The organism is Sphingomonas sp. DC5200-1, from assembly GCF_049897245.1.
Classification (GTDB): domain Bacteria; phylum Pseudomonadota; class Alphaproteobacteria; order Sphingomonadales; family Sphingomonadaceae; genus Sphingomonas; species Sphingomonas aquatilis.
Genome location: NZ_JAFCVW010000005.1, coordinates 116,744 through 131,432, shown reverse-complemented (window position 1 = coordinate 131,432; position 14,689 = coordinate 116,744). Strand labels below are relative to the sequence as shown.

The window sequence follows — 14,689 nt, the reverse complement described above, 5'->3', positions numbered from 1 at the left end:
GCGATCATGGCAGACCTGAAGAAGGGCGACGAAGTGACCTGGAAGAGCCACGGCGGCACCGCCCATGGCACGGTCGAGAAGAAGCAGACGAGCGACACGACGATCAAGGGGCACACCGTCCGCGCGTCGAAGGACGACCCGCAGTTCATTGTAAAGAGTGACAACGGCGGAAAGGCAGCGCACAAGGCGGACGCGCTCAAAAAGGCGTAACGTTTCAACGCCCCGGGCTGGACCGGGCGCAAACAGGAAGGAATGCGATGGCTACTGCACCCAAGACCGGCGGCATCCACGCCCCCGTGCAGCCGTCTCCCGAGCTGGGAGCGGTCGTCGGCAACGAGAAGCTGCCGCGCAGCCAGGTGATCAGCAAGGTGTGGGAATATATCAAGTCCAACAACCTGCAGAACCCCGAGAACAAGCGCGAGATCGTCGCCGACGAGAAGCTGAAGAAGGTCTTCGGCAAGGACAAGGTGACGATGTTCGAGATGAACAAGTACATCTCGCAGCACGTCAAGGCGTAACCCCGCCTTCCCCGAATCGGGAACATCGCGCCCTCATGCGGCCGGCGATGTTCCCGATCGGTTTGAATGCCGTGCTCGGCACCGCACATGGTCGCCAAAATCGACCAATCCATCCCGACATCGGGCACGATCACAACCTGGCCCAAATCGCCCCGTCATCCCGGACTGGTTCCGGGGTCCACCGGGCCGCAGATACGGTGCCTGCGAGAGGTACGCCCACTTGGCCGACTCGCTACTCCCCTAAACCACCCCCGCGCGGAGACGTGGACCCCGGAACAGGTCCGGGGTGACGAGATGGGTTTGAAAGGCTTCCGAACAAAACGAAAAGACGGGCTGGAAAAGGTCTGCCTCATCCGCACAAACAAACCGTCATCCCAGCGAAGGCTGGGATCTCCCGGTAAAAGCGCGCGTCGATAGCCGCGTAAGACCCCAGCCTGCGCCGGGGTTACGCTTCTAGCGCATGTCTATCGCAGCAAAACCAGACACCAGCCGCCGGCCAGCATCACCGCCGACGCCCGCCACCGCCCAAACGAGGAGCCGCCCCGTCAGCCCCTCAGCGCGACCGCGCCGGAACGAACGGCAGGGCGATCACCGATGCGATGATCATCAACGCGCCGGCCAGCACGTACAAATAGAAGCTCAACGGACGCATGGCTTACTGCTCCGCTGCGCCGATGGCGCGCGTCGTCGTCAGGATTGCCGAAACTGCACACGTCATGTCGATCTCCCGCCCCCGGAATACCGCCCATTAGCCATCAAATGTGGCCATAATTTTGCAGACGGGCACATGGGGACGGCCGGCGACGCGCGCAACCCTGCCCGCTCCGCCCGCATTCGCACCCGACTAGCGGGCGAAGCGCGTTACTTCTTGCGCTTGAAATCCACGCTGACGACGTTCGACCCGTCTTCGGCCGGCGTGACGGTGGGGCCGTCGTTCTCCGCCTCGTCATGCGGCTCGGGGCCATCGTCGGGCCCCTCGGTCGCCTGGAAGCGCAACTCGAAATTCACCGCCGGATCGTGGAAACCGGTGATCGCCGAATACGGGATGACCAGCTTCGACGGGACCTGGTTGAACGACAGGCCGACCGAGAATTTGCGGTCATCGACCAGCAGATCCCAATAGCGGTTCTGCAGGACGATCGTCATTTCGTCCGGAAAGCGTTCGATCAGCCGCTGCGGGATGTCGACGCCCGGCGCCTGCGTCTTGAACGTGATGTAGAAATGATGCTCGCCCGGCAGTCCGCCCGAATCGGCGACGGAGCCGAGCACGCGTCCGACGACGGCACGCAGCGCCTCCTGAACGATTTCGTCATAGGGGATCAGGCTATCGGGCAGGCCGTCGGTCATGGCCCCTTGGGTAGCGCGATCGGCGGCGGGGTCAAGCCGCCACGATGGCCCATAAAATTTGTGTGTGACGACGTGTACTCAACCGTCCTATGGGGCACGGCCATGCGCACCGCCACGATCAACCGCTCCACCGCCGAGACGCGGATCGACGTCACCGTCAACCTCGACGGCACCGGCGTCTACAGCATCAAGACCGGCATCGGCTTCCTCGATCACATGGTCGAACAGCTCTCGCGCCACGGCCTGATCGACATCGACCTGAAGGTGGAGGGCGACCTGCACATCGACGGCCACCACACCGTCGAGGATTCAGCGCTGGCGCTGGGCCAGGCGATCGCCAAGGCGCTGGGCGACAAGCGCGGTATCCGCCGCTACGGCGACGCATTGAGCCCGATGGACGAGACGCTGACCCGCGTCGCGCTCGACATCTCCGGGCGGCCATGGCTGGTGTGGAAGTCGGGTTTCACGATGCAGCGGCTGGGCGAGCTCGACACCGAGCTGATCGAACACTGGTTCCACAGCTTCGCGCAGACGGCCGGGCTGACGCTCCACGTCGAGACGCTGTACGGCAGCAACAACCACCATATCGTCGAGAGCGCGTTCAAGGGCCTGGCGCGCGCGCTGCGCACCGCGGTCGAGATCGATCCACGCAAGAGCGACGCGATCCCCTCCACCAAGGGCGTGTTGTGAGCGAACCCTTCGCCCGCCCCGGCACGACGCTCTGCATCGTGTCGCTGACCTATGGCGCAGACCTCGACGCGATCGACGCCGCGATGAGCGACCATGTCGACTGGCTGCGCGCTTGCTATGTCGAAGGGCGGCTGATCGCCTCGGGCCGCAAGCAGCCGCGCACCGGCGGCATCGTCATCGCGATCGGCACGCGCGCGGAAGTGGAGGCGATGGTGTCGCTCGACCCGTTCGTCGCGCGCGGCCTCGCCACGGCCGAGATCACGCCCTTTACCGCCAGCATGGCCGCACTGCCGCTCGAGGATATGCTGGCGTCATGAGCATCGCGCTGATCGATTACGGCGCGGGCAACCTCCATTCGGTCGAGAACGCCCTGCGCGCGGCGGGCGCTACCGACCTCGCCGTCACCGCCGATGCCGATGTGGTGGCGAAGGCGGACCGCATCGTCCTGCCCGGCGTCGGCGCGTTCGGCGCCTGTGCCAGCGCGTTGCGCGCCGTGCCCGGCATGGTCGAGGCGCTCGATCGCCGCGTGCGGCACGAAGGCGCGCCCTTCCTCGGCGTCTGCGTCGGCATGCAACTAATGGCGGACGTCGGCGAGGAAATGGGCGAACACCGCGGCCTCGGCTGGATGCGCGGCCGCGTGCGGCGGCTCGAGCCGGGTACGATGGACGCCAAGGTCCCGCACATGGGCTGGAACGACGTGGTGCCGACCGGGGACCACCCGCTCGTCCCCGCCGGCGAGGCCTACTTCCTGCACAGCTACGCCTATGAGGGCGAGGACGTGATCGCCACGAGCGACCACGCCGGCCCGATCACCGCCGCCATCGCCCGCGACACGATGCTGGGGCTGCAATTCCACCCGGAAAAGAGCCAGCGCTACGGGCTGGCGATGCTGGAGAGGTTTCTCGCATGGCGGCCGTGATGCCTCCCCTCCCTGGAAGGGAGGGGCCGGGGGTGAATATAGTCCGGGCCATACGGTCCATCCGACCCCTGCGGCATCCGTACCGCCAGGCCCCCACCCACCCCCAACCCCTCCCTGTCAGGGAGGGGAGCAAGAGCGCCGCATGACCCTCATCGTCTTCCCCGCCATCGACCTCAAAGGCGGCCAGGTCGTCCGCCTCGCCGAGGGCGATATGGACCGTGCCACCGTCTATGGCGACGATCCCGCCGCACAGGCGATGCTGTTCGCCGATGCGGGCGCGCAGCACCTGCACGTCGTCGACCTCGACGGCGCCTTCGCCGGCGAATCGGTGAATGGCGAGGCGGTGCGCAGCATCGTCTCCGCCTTCCCGGGCCACGTCCAGCTAGGCGGCGGCATCCGCAACCGCGCCAGCGTCGAACGCTGGTTCGATCTCGGCGTCTCCCGCGTCGTCATCGGCACCGCCGCGCTCGAGGATCCCGATTTCGTCCGCGGCGCCGCCCGCGACTTCCCCGGCGGCATTGTCGTCGCGGTCGACGCCAAGGACGGCATGGTCGCGACCAAGGGCTGGGCAGACGTCTCGACGACGAGCGTCGTCGATCTCGCCCGCCGGTTCGAGGATGCGGGCGTCGCCGCGCTCCTGTTCACCGACGTCGGCCGCGACGGCCTGCTCAAGGGCTGCAACGTCGATGCGACCGTCGATCTTGCCCGCGCCGTCTCGATCCCCGTCATCGCCAGCGGCGGCGTGAAGGGCATCGATGACATCCACATTCTCGCGGTCCACGCGAAGGACGGCATCGAAGGCGTCATCACCGGCCGCGCGCTCTACGACGGCCGCCTGGACCTTTCCGCGGCGCTGGCGGTCGCACAGGCGGCGTGATGGTGTTCACGCGAAGACGCGAAGACGCTAAGATGCCGCGCGCGTGGCCGCGTCTTTCCACCGCCGCAGGCGGCCAGCCGTCTCCCGATCGCGATTGCAGAGCGAATCGTGGTCAAGCGACCGGACCTCTTCGCGTCTTCGCGTCTTCGCGCGAACCCATTCCTGACTTCGGGACAAACCGATGACCGTCCGCGCCCGCGTGATCCCCTGCCTCGACGTAGCCGACGGCCGCGTCGTGAAGGGCGTGAACTTCGTCGAATTGCGCGACGCCGGCGATCCGGTCGAGCAGGCGCGCGCCTATGACGCCGCCGGTGCCGACGAGCTCTGCTTCCTCGACATCACCGCATCCCATGAAAACCGCGGCACGATCCTCGATGTCGTGCGCCGTACTGCCGCGGTGTGCTTCATGCCGCTGACCGTCGGCGGCGGCGTGCGCACCGCCGACGACGCCCGCGCGCTGCTGCTGGCGGGCGCGGACAAGGTCGCGGTCAATTCCGCCGCGGTCGCGCGTCCCGAAGTCGTCGCCGACATCGCCGAGCGCTTCGGCAGCCAATGCTGCGTCGCCTCGGTCGACGCGCGCCGCGTCGGGGACCGCTGGGAGGTGTTCACCCACGGCGGCCGCCGCCCGACCGGTATCGACGCGATCGAGCACGCGCTGCGACTCGCCGATCTCGGCGCCGGCGAACTGCTCGTCACCTCGATGGACAAGGACGGCACCCGCTCGGGCTACGACCTCGATCTCGTCCGCGCCATCGCCGATCGGGTCAGCGTGCCCGTCGTCGCCTCGGGCGGCGTTGGCGGCCTCGACGACCTCGTCGCCGGCATCCGCGACGGCCATGCCAGCGCCGTGCTCGCCGCCTCGATCTTCCATTTCGGCGAGGCGAGCATCGCCGATGCGCATAACGCCCTGGCACAGGCGGGAATTCCGGTCCGCCGGCCAATCCTCGCTTAGCGTTTCCGCAAGGCTTGACCGCTATACAGGTCAGCCATGTACACCATTTCCTTTCGGCATGAGTACAACCTGCTGGATATCCAGTGGCATAGACTATTCGATCTGGCCGGCGTCGAACGCTATGCTGCGGAACTGGTGGACCGGTTCCGCAAGGAAGGCTTCACGAACGGCTATCGCCTGCGGATCGACATGGGCGCGTGCAGCGTCCAGCCCGTGCAGGCCGCCGCGGCGATCCATGAGCGACTGGCCGGCTTCCCGCGCGCCAGCCGCATCGCCATCGTCACCGCCAGCGCGATCACCCGCCTGCAAGTGCAGCGGCTGATGACCCAACCCTATCTGCGCATCTTCGACACTGCCGAGGCGTCATGGGACTGGCTGACCGCGCCGGACGCGGTCGCCGCGGCATGACGTCGCTCGCGCTGCTGTCGGTCGCCGGCGGCCATTCCGGCACCGTCCACCGCCGCACCGGCCCCGAATGGTCTGACATCGCGCTGTTCGTCGTCGCGGCGCTCGGCCTGTGGCTCGTCCGGCGGGCGCTGCGCCGCCGCTTTGCGCACCGCAACGCCGACAAGGATTGACCCCGCCCCCTCCCCCGCGCCAAGCGGGGCCTATGGACCCGCTCGACCGCCTGGACGCCACGATCCGCAGCCGCCGCGATGCCGATGCCGGCACGTCATACGTCGCCAGCCTGTTCGCCAAGGGCCGGCCAAAGATCGCGCAAAAGGTCGGCGAAGAGGCCACCGAAACCGTCATCGCCGCCTTGGCGGAGCCGGACAAACTGGCGTCCGAGGCGGCGGACCTCGTCTTCCACCTGCTCGTCCTGCTCGCCGACGCCGGCCTGTCGCTGGACGACGTCCGCGCCGAACTGGCGCGCCGCGAAGGCGTGTCGGGCCACGTCGAAAAGGCCAGCCGGTAACGCGGCCGAAACGCAGCTCACGGTCCCTTCCCCTCGTCACCCCGGACTTGATCCGGGGTCCCGCTTCTTCTTGCCGTCGCAGGCAGCGGGACCCCGGATCAAGTCCGGGGTGACGGATGAGGGCAGTACCATCACAAAAACCTGAGGCTCGATCGCCCTCCACAACCTGGCTACACAGGCCCGCAGGAGGACCCGTATGCCGATCGACGCCACCCTGCCCTATGACGACCAGAACGTCTTCGCGAAGATCCTGCGCGACGAAATCCCGTCGAAGCGTGTGTACGAGGACGATTACGCCGTCGCCTTCCACGACATCGCGCCCGTCGCGCCGGTCCATATACTGGTGATCCCGCGCGGCCCCTACGTCTCGTGGGACGATTTCAGCGCCCGCGCGTCCGACGCGGAGATCGCCGGCTTCGTCCGCGCGGTGGGGCATGTCGCGCGCGACCACGGCCTCGTCGCCCCCGGTTATCGTCTGCTCGCCAACATCGGCGGCCATGCCGGGCAGGAGGTGCCGCACCTCCACGTCCACCTGTTCGGCGGCGCGCCGCTGGGCCCGATGCTCGCGCGGTAACGCCATCCACCTGCATTAAGGGGATTGCCTCCGTTTCATTTGAGACTAGCATCCCCCGCTTCACCAATGCGGCGGCGCGTTCATGACCGTTACGCACCTGGGGGGATACGCTACATGATATTCGGGCGCGTCAAACCACTCGACGCCATTCTCGCCACGGCCGAAAAGAAGGGCCTGCATCGCTCGCTCGGGGCCTTCCAGCTCACCATGCTCGGCATCGGTGCCGTCATCGGCACCGGCATTTTCGTGCTGACGTCCGAAGCCGCGCAAAAGGCGGGGCCGGGCATGCTGCTCAGCTTTCTCGTCGCCGGCTTCATCTGCGCGGTCGCCGCGCTCTGCTATTCCGAACTCGCCTCGATGGTGCCGGTGTCGGGCTCGGCCTACACCTACACCTATGCGGTGACGGGTGAGATCCTCGCCTGGATGGTCGGCTGGGCGCTGATCCTCGAATATGCGGTCGGCGCCAGCGCCGTCGCGGTCGGCTGGTCGAACCACGCGGTCGGCCTGCTCAACGGCATCGGCTTCCATGTGCCCGCCGCGATCAGCAACGCCGACGCGCTGATGGCGCACATGTATCTCGCCTTCGGCGCCGCCCCCAGCCCTGATCTGACGCAGGCGATGGCGGTGGGCGGCTGGGTCAACGTGCCCGCGATCATCGTCGTGTCGTTCGTCACCTGGCTGCTGATCATCGGCACCACCGAAAGCGCGCGCGTCAACGCCGTGCTGGTCGCGATCAAGATCACCGCGCTCACCGCCTTCGTCGCGCTGACGATTCCGGTGATGAAGGCGGACAATTTCAATCCGTTCCTGCCGACCGGCATCGGCAATCCGTTCAGTTCGTCGGGCCTCGGCGTGCTGGGTGCCGCCGCCTCGATCTTCTTCGCCTATGTCGGCTTCGACGCCGTCTCGACCGCCGCGGAAGAAACGAAGAACCCGCAGCGCAACGTGCCGATCGGCCTAATCGGCAGCCTCGCGATCTGCACCATCTTCTACATCCTGGTCGCCTCGGGCGCGATCGGGGCGATCGGCGCGCAGCCGGTCACCTCGCTCGCCGGCAAGGTGCTCTCGCCGGGTACGCCGGAAATCGCCGGCCGCTGCGCCGCGATCGTCGCCAGCGGCGCGCTCGAACCGCTCGTCTGCTCGAAGGAAGCGCTGGTCCACGTCCTCGACGTGATCAACTGGCCGATGATCGGCCGCCTCGTCGGCCTCGCCGCGGTGCTGGCGCTGCCGTCGGTCGTGCTGATGATGATGTTCGGCCAGACGCGCATCTTCTTCACCATGGCGCGCGACGGCCTGCTGCCGAACAAGCTCGCCTCGGTCCACCCGCGCTATCGCACGCCGCACGTCGTCACGCTGATGACCGGCGTCGCGGCGGCGGTGGCGGCGGCGATCCTGCCGGTCGGCAAGCTCGCCGATTACTCCAACGCCGGCACGCTGTTCGCCTTCTTCATGGTGGCGATCTCGGTGATGGTGCTGCGCCGTACCGATCCCAGCCGTCATCGGCCGTTCCGCACGCCGGCGGTCTATGTCGTCGCGCCGCTCGCAATCATCGGCTGCGTCGTGCTGTACCTGTCGCTGCCGCTGACGGCGAAGCTGGTGCTGCCGATCTGGGGCCTCATCGGCCTCGTCATCTACTTCGGCTACAGCCGCAGCCGCTCCTACGTCGGTCGCGGCATCATCGACGTCGTCGACGATGCGTCGATGCAGCCCGAAACGGCGCGCAAGCTCGACTGATCGGTTCGCCGGTCACGCAAAAAAGGCCGGGGGAGCGATCCCCCGGCCTTTTTGTTTGTGGGTGGCATATGCCCGCCCCTGGGCCGCGCCCTCGCCCCGGCGCGGCTTACGCCGCCAGCCGCGTCATCCAGCCCTCGGCATGCGCGAAGGCGGGCGCGTCATCGACGTCCAGCCAGTCGAGGTCGCTGCAATCCACCACCTGCGCCCGGTCCTGCGCGGCGAGGATCCGCACGCCCTCGGTCAGCGACGGGCTGTCGAGGCCGGCGAGCGCATCGAAGAACGCCTGCCCCACCGCGAACACGCCGGTGTCGTAGCAGTCGTGCGGCTCCAGCTCCTTGCCGATCGCGACGATCCGGTCGCCGCGCGTCGCGACGCAGGTGACGTCGAGCGGATCGACCCAGGGATGCCCCAGCCGCCGATCGATGCCGAGCCGCAGCCCCTCCCCCGCACCCGCACGGGCGAGGCGCCGATAATGGTGCGGCAGCACCAGATGGTCGCACATCGCCATCACCGCGCCCTCCGGCCCCACCAGCGCCCGCGCGGCAAGCGCGCTGACGCCGTTGGGCTGGTGGAAATCGGTCATCACCGTCAGCACCTCGACCAGCCAGTCGCGGCCGGCGAGATGGGCGGCGATCGCATCGGCGCCATAGCCCAGCGTGACGATCACGCGCGTGAGGCCCGCCGCCGCCATGCTGTCCAGCGCATGGTCGATCAGCGCCCGGCCCGCGACCGGGCACAGCGGCTTGTACGGCGTGACCGAGCGCAGGCGGGTGCCCTGACCGGCGGCGAGCAGCAGGCCCGTCGTGATCATCAGGCGGCCTTGATAAAGTCCTCGACCGCGATCTGCGCGAGATCGTCGGTCATCTGGTGGCGCGGGTGCTTGCAGAAATAGGCGCTGGCGGGATCGATCACGCCGGCGATGCCGCGGTCCTTGGCGATCGCGGCGCAACGGATCATGTCGATCGCGACGCCCGCCGAATTGGGCGAATCCTCGACCGACAGGCGCAGTTCCAGGTTCATCGGCACGCCGCCGAACAGCTGGCCTTCCATGCGCAGGAAGCAGACCTTGTTGTCGTTCTGCCAGGGCACATAGTCCGACGGGCCGATGTGGACGTTCTCGTCCTCCAGCCGCTCGGCCGCGACCGACTGCACCGCTTCGGTCTTTGACACCTTCTTGCTGGCGAGGCGGCGGTGGTTCGACATGTTGAGGAAGTCGGTGTTGCCGCCGGTATTCAGCTGATAGGTGCGATCCAGCTTCACGCCGCGCTTGGCGAACAGGTCGGTCAGCACGCGGTGGACGATCGTCGCGCCGAGCTGCGCCTTGATGTCGTCGCCGATGATCGCGACGCCGGCATCCTCGAACTTCTTCGCCCATTCGGGGTTGGACGCGATGAAGACCGGGATGTTGTTGACGAAGGCGACGCCGGCTTCCAGCGCGCATTCGGCGTAGAATTCGGTCGCTTCCTGGCTGCCGACGGGCAGGTAGTTCATCAGCACGTCGGTGCCGCTCGCCTTCAGGTCGGCGACGACCTGCTCCTTGGTCGGCTGCGTGTCGTTGGCGACCACGAACGTGCGATCGTCCTTGTAGTCGCTCATGTGATCGGCGACGCCGTCGAGCACCGCGCCCATCTTCACGACGGTGCCGGTCGCCGGGATATTGGCGGCGAAGACCGCGGTGCAATTGGGCTTGGCGAAGATCGCCTCGGCGACGTCCTTCCCCACCTTACGCGCATCGACGTCCCAGGCGGCGACGACCTTGATGTCGGAGGGCTTATAGCCGCCGACTTCCCAGTGCATCAGGCCGACCGTGTCGTTCGTGCCTTCGCGGTAATATTCGAGTCCCTGGACCAATGAGCTCGCGCAATTGCCGATGCCGACGATGGCGATGTTGATGCTCTTCATGAATGACCCTGTTCGCTGGATAGAAGGATGGAATGCGGCGCTTGGCCGTGGACGAAGCGGCGCTCGACGCGCCGGTGACGGATGAGGCCGATCAGACAGATGGCCGACAGCGGGCCGATCTCGACCCACCAGAAAATACGCGGATTGCCGATCAGGCAGGCGAGGCAGATCGTCCAGACGCGGACGTTCGCAGTGAGCAGCGATTGGAGGCGCATCACCGGCACCGCGGCGGCGGCATAGGCCGCGCCGAAGGCGGCGCGATCCTCGGCCACACCGAAGCGGCGTTCGAACGGCATCGAGATGCGATCGACGCTGCCCGCGACGCTGTCATAGACGCGCACCAGCCACGGACCGGTCGGCACCGGCACGCTCGACAGCGCCTCCCCGCGCGCCCGGCGGTGGAAGCGGGCGCGCTCGCCCTCGTACAGGCTCGATTGCACCGCGTGGCAGGCACCCGCGGCAATCGCCAGCGCCCAGCCCCCGGCCGTGCCGACGGTATAGGCGAGCGAGAGATAGATCAGCGCGAAGGCGCCGTGATCGCACAGCCCGTCCAGCGTCCGCCCGAGCGCGCTCGCGGTCCGTGTCGCCCGCGCGATCATCCCGTCGAGCCCGTCGGCGACCAGCCAGGCGACCGAGAAGGCGAGACCGACCAGCGCCATCAGCGGATCATGCCATTGCGCATAGGCGAAGGCGGCGACCGTCCCGCAGGCAAGGCCCGCGAGCGACACCGCATTGGCCGACACGCCGCGCCGCAAGGCAAGGGGGAGCAAGGCGTGCGACGCGGGGTGGATCAGATAGAGGTTGGATGGGTCCTCGATCCGGCGATCGCGTGAGCCATCCCGGGGAGGCGGTGTCATCAGGGCTTCATATTGCGCCCGTATGCTACCGAAGGCAATATTCTACGGAACGTTTCGGCGCAGTTCGTTCAGCCATACTGACGCAGTGCCATCCGACGGTGCCCGCCAATCACCCCGCGGGCTAAGTGCCCCACCCGCCGACACTTTCGGCCCGTTGGGGATCGCCGACCGTTTGAACTGGCTGGTCTGGAAGAAGCGAACCAGAAAACGCTCCAGCCAATATTTGATCGTCGGCAGGTCGTAGGCGACGCGCGCATCGGCCGGAACATCCTCTGGCCACCCGCCCTGCGCCGCATCGCGCCACGCATGCCAGGCGAGGAAGGCGATCTTCGATGGCGCCAGCCCGTGGCGGATCACGTAATGCGCGAAGAAGTCGTTGAGCGCATAGGGCCCGATCATCGATTCCGTTGATTGCATCGCGCCCGTATCGGCATCGGCGGGCACCAGCTCGGGCGAAATCTCCTGCGCCAGGATCGTCGCGAGGACGGCGTTGGTCCCCGCGTCATATTGGTCCGTCCGGATGCACCAGCGGATCAGGAACTGGATCAGCGTCTTCGGCACCCCGGCGTTGATCGCATAATGGCTCATCTGATCGCCGACGCCATAGGTACACCAGCCGAGCGCCAGCTCGCTAAGGTCGCCGGTGCCCAGAACGATGCCGCGGCGCTGGTTGGCGAGGCGGAAAAGGTAATCGGTTCTGAGGCCTGCCTGCACATTCTCGAACGTGACATCATACACCGCCTCGCCGCTGGCGAAGGGGTGGCCCATGTCGGCGAGCATCTGGCGCGCGGCGGGGCGGATATCGATCTCGTCGGCGGTACAGCCCAGCGCGCGCATCAGCGCCCAGGCGTTGCCCTTCGTCGCCTCGCCGGTGGCGAAGCCCGGCATGGTGAAGCCGAGGATGTCGCTGCGCGGCCGCCCCATCCGGTCCATCGCCTTCGCCGCGACGATCAGCGCATGCGTCGAATCGAGCCCGCCCGACACGCCGATGACGAGCGTCTTGGAACCGGTGGCCGACAGGCGCTTCACCAGCGCCTCGACCTGGATGTTGAAGGCCTCGTAGCAATCCTCGTCCCGACGCGCGGGATCGTCGGGCACGAAGGGGAAGCGGCGGATGCGGCGGTCGAGGCCGGTATCGCCGTCGCGCGCGCCATGCGTAAAGCCGATTCGACGGACGTCGCGCTCGGGGTGCCCCGCCGCGACCGCGCTGTCGTTGAACGTGCCGTTGCGCAACCGCTCCTGCACCAGCCGCTCGCAATCGACGTCGGCGACGACAAGCTCGGCCGCGTTCGAGAAGCGGCTCGATTCGGTCAGCAATTCGCCCAGTTCGTAGATCAGCCCCTGCCCGTCCCAGGCGAGATCGGTCGTGCTCTCCCCCGGCCCTGCGGCGGAATAGACATAGGCGCAGGCGGCGCGCGCGGATTGCGCGGCGGCCAGCAGCATGCGTTCGCGCGCCTTGCCGATGACGATGTTGGAGGCGCTGAGGTTGCAGCAGATCGTCGCCCCCGCAAGCGCGCCCACCGTCGACGGCGGCGTCGGCGCCCAATAATCCTCGCAAATCTCGGCATGTACGACGAAGCCCGGCAGATCCTCCGCCGCGAACAGCAGATCGGTGCCGAACGGCACATCGGCATCGCCCAGCCGGATCGTCAGGCCGGTCAGGCCCAGCCCCGGCGCGAACCAGCGCTTTTCGTAATATTCGCGGTAATTGGGCAGGAAACTCTTCGGCACCACGCCGAGGATGCGCCCACGATGCACCGCCACCGCGCAATTGTAGAGCCGCCCGTTGCGGACCAGTGCCGCGCCGACCAGCAGCAGCGGCGCCCATCCCGCGGTCCGTTCGGCGAACGCCACCACTGCCGCGTCGCTGGCCCGCTGCTGCGCCGATTGCAGGTGCAGGTCGTCGAGCGCGTAGGACGTCAGGTTGAGCTCCGGAAAGACGACGCAATCCACGCCGCGCGCATCCGCCTCCCGCGCCATCGCGACCGCTGCATCGAGGTTCGCGTCGATATCGCCGACGCTCGCGCGCGGCGTCACGGCCGCAACGCGGACCATCTGGTGGGCGTGGATCGAATGGAAACGCTGGGTCATAGTGGCAAGGCTAGCCGCTGCGAGGAAGGGGGGCTAGCGGCAACGGTTCGTGGGCGGGGGCGATCCGGCCATATTAAGGCGTTTCCCGCCACGTCGCACCCCCCTCCCCCGTCACCCCGGGCTTGACCCGGGGTCCCGCTTCTTCTTGCGGTGGGTTGTAAAGAAGCGGGACCCCAGCTCGCCGGCCGGGGTGACGCAGGAAAACCTACTTCCCCCCCTCGCGCCGCGTCAGCGCCGCCACGCAGCTCGCCCGGTCGATCGTGCTGCCATCGGGCTCGCGCGCGTCGAGATAGGTGACGCGCGGCCCCTCATTCTCCTTCGGGTACAGATAAGCGTCGAGCACGCAGATCGGCCCGGCGAACTGCAGCTTGCGCGCCGCGCCCTCGCGAATGTCCGCGTCGGGCTGGCCGAACAGGCGGACGAGGCCCGCGGCATCTTGCCCGATCACCCGCTCCAACCCGGCGCTGGTATAGGGCACGACCGGCCGGCTGACCGTCGGACCGACCGCACCCGGTGCGGCGCACGCGCCCAGCCCTGCCGCGAGCGCGAGGCTCAAGATCGTGCGCGTCGTCATGCGTGTCCCCCTCGCCCCCCGTGGAACAGGTGCGTCGCCATTGCCGCGCCCAGGATCGGCGCGAACAGATTGGCGAGCGGAACCACGAACAGTCCTGCGACGGCAAGGCCCAGCACGAACCGCTGGCCGCGGGTCGCCTTGCGCCAGCCCCGCATCGTCGCATCGTCGATGTGCCGGCTCGCCACCATGTCGCCCAGGTCACGCCCCAGCAGCCAGCCATTGACCAGGAAAAACGCGATCGCCGGCCCGATCGCGGTGAACAGCAAGGCGAGATAGACGGGCGTCATCACCAGATTGATGCCCAGCGCCCGCACCGCCGACGCGAGCGCCATCCGCCCGGACCGCACGAACCCGACGTCGCGGGCCACGGCATGCGCGGCGGGATAGTGGCGCGCCTCGACCGCGGCGACGATCGCGTCGCCGAACAGCCCGATCACCGCGATCGCGACCACGCGGAACAGCAGCCAGGCGGCAACGACGAACACGACCACCGTCAGCGCCCCCGCCAGCCCGTCGCCCAGCGCCGCGCCCAGATCGGCGAAGGCCGCGTGCAGTCCACCGAACAACGCCAGCCCGAGCAGGACGAAGATCGCCACCGTCAGCGCCAGCGACTTCGCCAGCACCCGCAGGATCGCGGCATCGCCAAGCTGGCCGAGCGAGAGGGTGAAGGCGCGGAGCATAGAACGTGGGGTGGCGCGTGCGATCGGGGGCGTCAACGGCTGGCACGTCACGGGCCGC

The 14,689-nt window shown here is 67.8% G+C and carries 19 protein-coding genes; 12 read left to right on the top strand and 7 right to left on the bottom strand.

Features of this window, described 5'->3' with window-relative positions; genetic code table 11:
- Positions 1-6 precede the first annotated feature (6 nt).
- Positions 7-210, top strand: coding sequence for a DUF2945 domain-containing protein (locus ACP7A3_RS12230; RefSeq protein WP_024310300.1), 204 nt, complete (start codon positions 7-9; stop codon positions 208-210).
- A 47-nt stretch (positions 211-257) separates the two neighbouring features.
- Complete coding sequence (locus ACP7A3_RS12225) at positions 258-518, top strand: SWIB/MDM2 domain-containing protein (protein ID WP_043060084.1); 261 nt, start codon at positions 258-260, stop codon at positions 516-518.
- 861 nt (positions 519-1,379) lie between these two features.
- Here the strand turns inward: ACP7A3_RS12225 and ACP7A3_RS12220 are convergent.
- Positions 1,380-1,865, bottom strand: coding sequence for an SspB family protein (locus ACP7A3_RS12220; protein WP_017979362.1), 486 nt, complete (start codon positions 1,863-1,865; stop codon positions 1,380-1,382).
- Between the two features lie 102 nt (positions 1,866-1,967).
- Between ACP7A3_RS12220 and hisB the strand changes: the two genes are divergently transcribed.
- The 10 genes from hisB (at position 1,968) to ACP7A3_RS12170 (ending at position 8,527) form a co-directional block, all read left to right on the top strand.
- Positions 1,968-2,555, top strand: coding sequence for an imidazoleglycerol-phosphate dehydratase HisB (hisB, locus tag ACP7A3_RS12215; RefSeq protein ID WP_043060085.1), 588 nt, complete (start codon positions 1,968-1,970; stop codon positions 2,553-2,555).
- Complete coding sequence (locus ACP7A3_RS12210; RefSeq protein WP_147034866.1) at positions 2,552-2,872, top strand: YciI family protein; 321 nt, start codon at positions 2,552-2,554, stop codon at positions 2,870-2,872. Before hisB ends, ACP7A3_RS12210 begins: the two co-directional genes overlap by 4 nt.
- The gene (gene hisH / locus ACP7A3_RS12205; RefSeq protein WP_426255749.1) at positions 2,869-3,474 is read left to right on the top strand and encodes an imidazole glycerol phosphate synthase subunit HisH; all 606 of its coding nucleotides are present in this window, start codon (positions 2,869-2,871) and stop codon (positions 3,472-3,474) included. Before ACP7A3_RS12210 ends, hisH begins: the two co-directional genes overlap by 4 nt.
- Before the next feature lie 142 nt (positions 3,475-3,616).
- Entirely contained in the window at positions 3,617-4,351 is a 735-nt protein-coding gene (hisA, locus tag ACP7A3_RS12200) for a 1-(5-phosphoribosyl)-5-[(5-phosphoribosylamino)methylideneamino]imidazole-4-carboxamide isomerase (RefSeq protein WP_426255748.1), read from the top strand.
- A 181-nt stretch (positions 4,352-4,532) separates the two neighbouring features.
- Complete coding sequence (gene hisF / locus ACP7A3_RS12195) at positions 4,533-5,303, top strand: imidazole glycerol phosphate synthase subunit HisF (RefSeq protein WP_147034863.1); 771 nt, start codon at positions 4,533-4,535, stop codon at positions 5,301-5,303.
- Between the two features lie 36 nt (positions 5,304-5,339).
- Complete coding sequence (locus ACP7A3_RS12190) at positions 5,340-5,711, top strand: hypothetical protein (RefSeq protein WP_043060089.1); 372 nt, start codon at positions 5,340-5,342, stop codon at positions 5,709-5,711.
- Positions 5,708-5,881: a hypothetical protein gene (locus tag ACP7A3_RS12185; RefSeq protein ID WP_165800932.1), complete on the top strand. Its 174-nt coding sequence runs from the start codon at positions 5,708-5,710 to the stop codon at positions 5,879-5,881. Before ACP7A3_RS12190 ends, ACP7A3_RS12185 begins: the two co-directional genes overlap by 4 nt.
- Before the next feature lie 32 nt (positions 5,882-5,913).
- Positions 5,914-6,219, top strand: coding sequence for a phosphoribosyl-ATP diphosphatase (locus ACP7A3_RS12180; protein ID WP_017979372.1), 306 nt, complete (start codon positions 5,914-5,916; stop codon positions 6,217-6,219).
- A 196-nt stretch (positions 6,220-6,415) separates the two neighbouring features.
- Positions 6,416-6,793, top strand: coding sequence for a histidine triad nucleotide-binding protein (locus ACP7A3_RS12175; protein WP_043060092.1), 378 nt, complete (start codon positions 6,416-6,418; stop codon positions 6,791-6,793).
- A gap of 114 nt (positions 6,794-6,907) precedes the next feature.
- On the top strand, positions 6,908-8,527 hold the full coding sequence (locus ACP7A3_RS12170; RefSeq protein WP_017979374.1) for an amino acid permease: 1,620 nt from the start codon (positions 6,908-6,910) through the stop codon (positions 8,525-8,527).
- 106 nt (positions 8,528-8,633) lie between these two features.
- On the opposite strand, the gene ACP7A3_RS12165 is transcribed toward ACP7A3_RS12170, so the two are convergent.
- The 6 genes from ACP7A3_RS12165 to ACP7A3_RS12140 form a co-directional block, all read right to left on the bottom strand.
- Entirely contained in the window at positions 8,634-9,338 is a 705-nt protein-coding gene (locus ACP7A3_RS12165; protein ID WP_426255747.1) for an NTP transferase domain-containing protein, read from the bottom strand.
- Positions 9,338-10,429, bottom strand: coding sequence for an inositol-3-phosphate synthase (locus tag ACP7A3_RS12160; protein WP_017979376.1), 1,092 nt, complete (start codon positions 10,427-10,429; stop codon positions 9,338-9,340). Before ACP7A3_RS12160 ends, ACP7A3_RS12165 begins: the two co-directional genes overlap by 1 nt.
- Complete coding sequence (locus ACP7A3_RS12155; RefSeq protein ID WP_426255746.1) at positions 10,426-11,286, bottom strand: CDP-alcohol phosphatidyltransferase family protein; 861 nt, start codon at positions 11,284-11,286, stop codon at positions 10,426-10,428. Before ACP7A3_RS12155 ends, ACP7A3_RS12160 begins: the two co-directional genes overlap by 4 nt.
- 42 nt (positions 11,287-11,328) lie before the next feature.
- Positions 11,329-13,377: an NAD(+) synthase gene (locus ACP7A3_RS12150; protein ID WP_426255745.1), complete on the bottom strand. Its 2,049-nt coding sequence runs from the start codon at positions 13,375-13,377 to the stop codon at positions 11,329-11,331.
- A 205-nt stretch (positions 13,378-13,582) separates the two neighbouring features.
- Entirely contained in the window at positions 13,583-13,951 is a 369-nt protein-coding gene (locus ACP7A3_RS12145; RefSeq protein ID WP_017979379.1) for a hypothetical protein, read from the bottom strand.
- Complete coding sequence (locus ACP7A3_RS12140) at positions 13,948-14,631, bottom strand: EI24 domain-containing protein (protein ID WP_426255744.1); 684 nt, start codon at positions 14,629-14,631, stop codon at positions 13,948-13,950. Before ACP7A3_RS12140 ends, ACP7A3_RS12145 begins: the two co-directional genes overlap by 4 nt.
- Positions 14,632-14,689 lie beyond the last annotated feature (58 nt).

What these genes read in the sequence shown, in the direction of transcription:
- ACP7A3_RS12230 (WP_024310300.1), top strand. Translation starts at nt 7, where the DNA reads ATGGCAGACCTGAAGAAGGGCGACGAAGTGACCTGGAAGAGCCACGGC.
- ACP7A3_RS12225 (WP_043060084.1), top strand. Translation starts at nt 258, where the DNA reads ATGGCTACTGCACCCAAGACCGGCGGCATCCACGCCCCCGTGCAGCCG.
- ACP7A3_RS12220 (WP_017979362.1), bottom strand. Translation starts at nt 1,865, where the DNA reads ATGACCGACGGCCTGCCCGATAGCCTGATCCCCTATGACGAAATCGTT.
- hisB (WP_043060085.1), top strand. Translation starts at nt 1,968, where the DNA reads ATGCGCACCGCCACGATCAACCGCTCCACCGCCGAGACGCGGATCGAC.
- hisH (WP_426255749.1), top strand. Translation starts at nt 2,869, where the DNA reads ATGAGCATCGCGCTGATCGATTACGGCGCGGGCAACCTCCATTCGGTC.
- hisA (WP_426255748.1), top strand. Translation starts at nt 3,617, where the DNA reads ATGACCCTCATCGTCTTCCCCGCCATCGACCTCAAAGGCGGCCAGGTC.
- hisF (WP_147034863.1), top strand. Translation starts at nt 4,533, where the DNA reads ATGACCGTCCGCGCCCGCGTGATCCCCTGCCTCGACGTAGCCGACGGC.
- ACP7A3_RS12190 (WP_043060089.1), top strand. Translation starts at nt 5,340, where the DNA reads ATGTACACCATTTCCTTTCGGCATGAGTACAACCTGCTGGATATCCAG.
- ACP7A3_RS12185 (WP_165800932.1), top strand. Translation starts at nt 5,708, where the DNA reads ATGACGTCGCTCGCGCTGCTGTCGGTCGCCGGCGGCCATTCCGGCACC.
- ACP7A3_RS12180 (WP_017979372.1), top strand. Translation starts at nt 5,914, where the DNA reads ATGGACCCGCTCGACCGCCTGGACGCCACGATCCGCAGCCGCCGCGAT.
- ACP7A3_RS12175 (WP_043060092.1), top strand. Translation starts at nt 6,416, where the DNA reads ATGCCGATCGACGCCACCCTGCCCTATGACGACCAGAACGTCTTCGCG.
- ACP7A3_RS12170 (WP_017979374.1), top strand. Translation starts at nt 6,908, where the DNA reads ATGATATTCGGGCGCGTCAAACCACTCGACGCCATTCTCGCCACGGCC.
- ACP7A3_RS12165 (WP_426255747.1), bottom strand. Translation starts at nt 9,338, where the DNA reads ATGATCACGACGGGCCTGCTGCTCGCCGCCGGTCAGGGCACCCGCCTG.
- ACP7A3_RS12160 (WP_017979376.1), bottom strand. Translation starts at nt 10,429, where the DNA reads ATGAAGAGCATCAACATCGCCATCGTCGGCATCGGCAATTGCGCGAGC.
- ACP7A3_RS12155 (WP_426255746.1), bottom strand. Translation starts at nt 11,286, where the DNA reads ATGACACCGCCTCCCCGGGATGGCTCACGCGATCGCCGGATCGAGGAC.
- ACP7A3_RS12150 (WP_426255745.1), bottom strand. Translation starts at nt 13,377, where the DNA reads ATGACCCAGCGTTTCCATTCGATCCACGCCCACCAGATGGTCCGCGTT.
- ACP7A3_RS12145 (WP_017979379.1), bottom strand. Translation starts at nt 13,951, where the DNA reads ATGACGACGCGCACGATCTTGAGCCTCGCGCTCGCGGCAGGGCTGGGC.
- ACP7A3_RS12140 (WP_426255744.1), bottom strand. Translation starts at nt 14,631, where the DNA reads ATGCTCCGCGCCTTCACCCTCTCGCTCGGCCAGCTTGGCGATGCCGCG.